This is a genomic window from uncultured Alistipes sp., assembly GCF_902388705.1.
Lineage (GTDB): Bacteria > Bacteroidota > Bacteroidia > Bacteroidales > Rikenellaceae > Alistipes.
Genome location: NZ_CABMQJ010000111.1, coordinates 1 through 3,193, shown reverse-complemented (window position 1 = coordinate 3,193; position 3,193 = coordinate 1). Strand labels below are relative to the sequence as shown.

Genomic DNA, 3,193 nt, shown 5'->3' with positions numbered 1-3,193 from the left:
CCCGCACCGCCATCGGCAGCACGCCCCGGACGGGCTTCAGGCTCCCGTCGAGCGACAGTTCGCCGGCGAACATCGTCCCGGCGAGCGCGTCGGCATCGACCCGCTCCATCGCTGCGAGTATCCCCACGGCAATCGGCAAATCGAACGAGGCCCCCTCCTTGCGCAAATCGGCCGGGGCGAGGCTCACGACCACCTTGCGGCCGGACATCCGCTCCCCGGAGTTCCCGAACGCCGCACGGATGCGCTGCTCGCTCTCTTTCACCGCATTGTCCGGCAGCCCCACCAGGTACATGCCGAGCCCGCCGCCGGCGATATTGACCTCGACGGTCACCGCCGCAGCGTCGATTCCCACAATCGCACCTGCATAAGTCCGGACAAACATATATCGAAAAACCAGTTAAAAATCACTGCATGTCACTCCGCTCCCGGCCGCCAAACCGCGGCGCCCCAGTTTACAACCCGGCACCTTCGCAACCTCCAGCCGGGGAAAGCATCCACACCCACGGCGGAGCCACCGCACCCAGGACGCCCGGCACTTCCGCCCCGCAGCGGAAACAATCAGAACGGCGCCTCGTCGTTGAGCGACGGCGGAGCCGGGTCGAACTCCCCGCCGCCGATTCCCGATCCCAGGCCGCCCATTCCGGCGCCCGCGCCGTTCGAACCGCTGGCATAGTCGTCGTACGCCTGCTGGCTGTCGGAAGCCTGCGCCGGCGGCAGCATCGAGTCGTCCATGTCGGCGAAGCGGGCCTGCTCCTTGAGGAAGCGCAGGTTCACGTCGCACACGGCGCCGTTACGGTGCTTGGCGAGGATAATCTCGGCCATACCCGCCGTCGGCATGCCGTTCTCGTCCTGGTTGATGCCGTAGTACTCCGGGCGGTGGATAAAGGCCACGATGTCGGCGTCCTGCTCGATGGCGCCCGACTCACGCAGGTCGGAGAGCTGGGGCCGCTTCGAGCCGCCGCGCATTTCGGTGGCACGGCTCAACTGCGACAGGGCGATTACCGGCACGTTCAGCTCCTTGGCAATCGCCTTGAGCGTACGCGAGATGAAGGCCACCTCCTGCTCGCGGTTGCCTTTCGAGTCCTGGTTGCCGGTCATCAGCTGCAGGTAGTCGATGATGATAATCTTGATGTCGTTGTGTATCTTCAGGCGGCGGGCTTTCGAGCGGAACTCGAAGACCGAAAGCGCCGGCGTGTCGTCGATGAACAGGGGCGCCGCACCCAGCGGTTTGGTCGCCGACTCGAGGTGGCGCCACTGCTCGGGCGTCAGGCGGCCCGACTTGACGTCGTTGCCGCTCAAACCCGTTTCGGCGATAATCAGACGCATCATCAGCTGCACGGAGGACATTTCGAGCGAGAAGAACGCTACGCCCTGCTCGTGGTCGACGGCCATGTTGCGGGCCATCGAGAGCACGAACGCCGTCTTACCCATCGAGGGACGCGCGGCGATGATGATCAGGTCCGAAAGCTGCCAACCCAGCGTCACGCGGTCGATGGCCATGAAGCCCGACGGCACGCCGTTGAAGGCGCTCGTGTTCTTCGACGCCTCCTCGATCTGCATCAGCGCGCGGGCCAGGATGTCCTTCGACGACTGCACCGAACGCTTGACATGCCCCTCGGCGACCTTGAATATCTCGCCCTCGGCATAGCCGATCAGCTCCGTCACGTCGGTCGACTCGTCGTACGAGCGTTTCTGGATTTCGGTCGCCGAGCGAATCAGCTCGCGCTGCACGTATTTCTGGGCGATGATTTTGGCATGGAACTCGACGTTGGCCGCCGAGCCCACTTTCTGCGTAAGCTGCGCCAGATAGGACGCCCCGCCCACTTTCTTGAGCTCCTTTTTTCCCTTCAGCCGCTCGGTGACGGTATAAAGGTCGATCGGCTTGAGCTCCATCGAAAGCTCCTCGATCGCCTTGTAGATCGTACGGTGCTCCTCCGTATAGAACGCTTCGGGCGTGACATACTCCTGCACGGCGATGATGCTGTCCTTTTCGAGCATCAGCGCGCCGAGCACGGCCTCCTCCAGCTCGACCGCCTGCGGGGGTACGTTCCCGGCGGTGTCGGTGAGCGCCGCGAATGCCTCCCGGTTGCGCTGGGAGGGGTTATAATCTTTAGCCATGGTATTCTCTTTCGTTCAAAGCCCAAAAGTAGCAATAAGCCGGGAGAAATCAAAACGGCACGGCGGTATAATCTGTCGAAAACTATGTTTATAACATAGTTTGCCGGCAAAGCGCCCCCGGCAGCGGGGACAAAAGGCTGTTGATAAATAATCCGGGGCGACTTTATTCCCTGCCGCCCAGTTCGCGGCGCGAAACGGCCAGGGTCGCGACACTGATGCGGCACCCGGGCGCGGCGCGCAGGATTTCACCGGCGCACGAAAGCATCGTGTTGCCCGTGGTAAAGACGTCGTCGACCAACAGCACATGCCGCCCCGCGAGCCGTCCGGGATACCTCACGGCAAAGGCGTCCTCGACGTTGCGGGCCCGCTCCCGGCGGGATTTGAGGGCCTGGCTCGCCGTATTGCGCCTGCGGCGCACGCTGCGCCGGTCGACCGCCGCGCCCAACTGCGCCGCAATCCCCTCGGCGATATATTCCGACTGGTTGTAGCCGCGGCGGCAGCGTTTGAAAGGGTGCAGCGGCAGGGGCACGACCACCTCCACGTCGTCGTACAGGCCGCTCTCCTTCAGACAGCGGCCGTACCATTCGCCCATCGCGCGGGCCGTGCGCCACGCCCCGCGGTACTTGAAACCGCGGATGAGCTCCCGCCATCCGCTTCCGTGCACGTAGTAGAGAAACCCCGAAGCCCGCTCCACGGGCAGCATGTCCCGGCATTTGTCGAGCATGGGATTGCCGGCCTCGTTCCAAAACCCGGTCAGCGGCGCAGTCGCACGGCAGAGCGTGCAGACCGTGCGCTCGCCCTGCGCCAACGGCTCGCCGCAGACGGGACAGCGGGCCGGGAAAAAGAGCGACGCCACATCGCGCAGCAGGCTATTGAGGATCGACATTGACGACGACGGTGATATTTTTGAACTCGGGATTTTCGGCAAAGGCCTTGAGTTCCGCCCCCAGCAGCTCACGGGCGCGGGCCGACGAAGCGCCGCTTTCGACCTTGAGCAGCAGCCCGGCGAGGTATTCGCCGCGGATACGGTCGACCGGGGGCGTCATCGGCCCCAGCAGGCGGCGGCCGAAGCGGG

At 64.3% G+C, this 3,193-nt stretch carries 4 protein-coding genes; all 4 read right to left on the bottom strand.

What is annotated here, in order from left to right:
* A partial coding sequence (locus QZT71_RS12225) for a magnesium chelatase domain-containing protein (RefSeq protein WP_295916620.1) occupies nucleotides 1-382 on the bottom strand: 382 nt, incomplete at its 3' end.
* Nucleotides 383-558: 176 nt separating this feature from the next.
* Nucleotides 559-2,118, bottom strand: a complete 1,560-nt coding sequence (gene dnaB / locus QZT71_RS12220) for a replicative DNA helicase (protein WP_295916618.1) — start codon at nucleotides 2,116-2,118, stop codon at nucleotides 559-561.
* A gap of 163 nt (nucleotides 2,119-2,281) precedes the next feature.
* On the bottom strand, nucleotides 2,282-3,004 hold the full coding sequence (locus QZT71_RS12215) for a ComF family protein (RefSeq protein ID WP_295916617.1): 723 nt from the start codon (nucleotides 3,002-3,004) through the stop codon (nucleotides 2,282-2,284).
* Nucleotides 2,988-3,193: hypothetical protein (locus tag QZT71_RS12210; protein WP_295916615.1), on the bottom strand; the 206-nt coding region annotated here is incomplete at its 5' end. The genes QZT71_RS12210 and QZT71_RS12215, both read right to left, overlap by 17 nt.

What these genes read in the sequence shown, in the direction of transcription:
- dnaB (WP_295916618.1), bottom strand. Translation starts at nt 2,118, where the DNA reads ATGGCTAAAGATTATAACCCCTCCCAGCGCAACCGGGAGGCATTCGCG.
- QZT71_RS12215 (WP_295916617.1), bottom strand. Translation starts at nt 3,004, where the DNA reads ATGTCGATCCTCAATAGCCTGCTGCGCGATGTGGCGTCGCTCTTTTTC.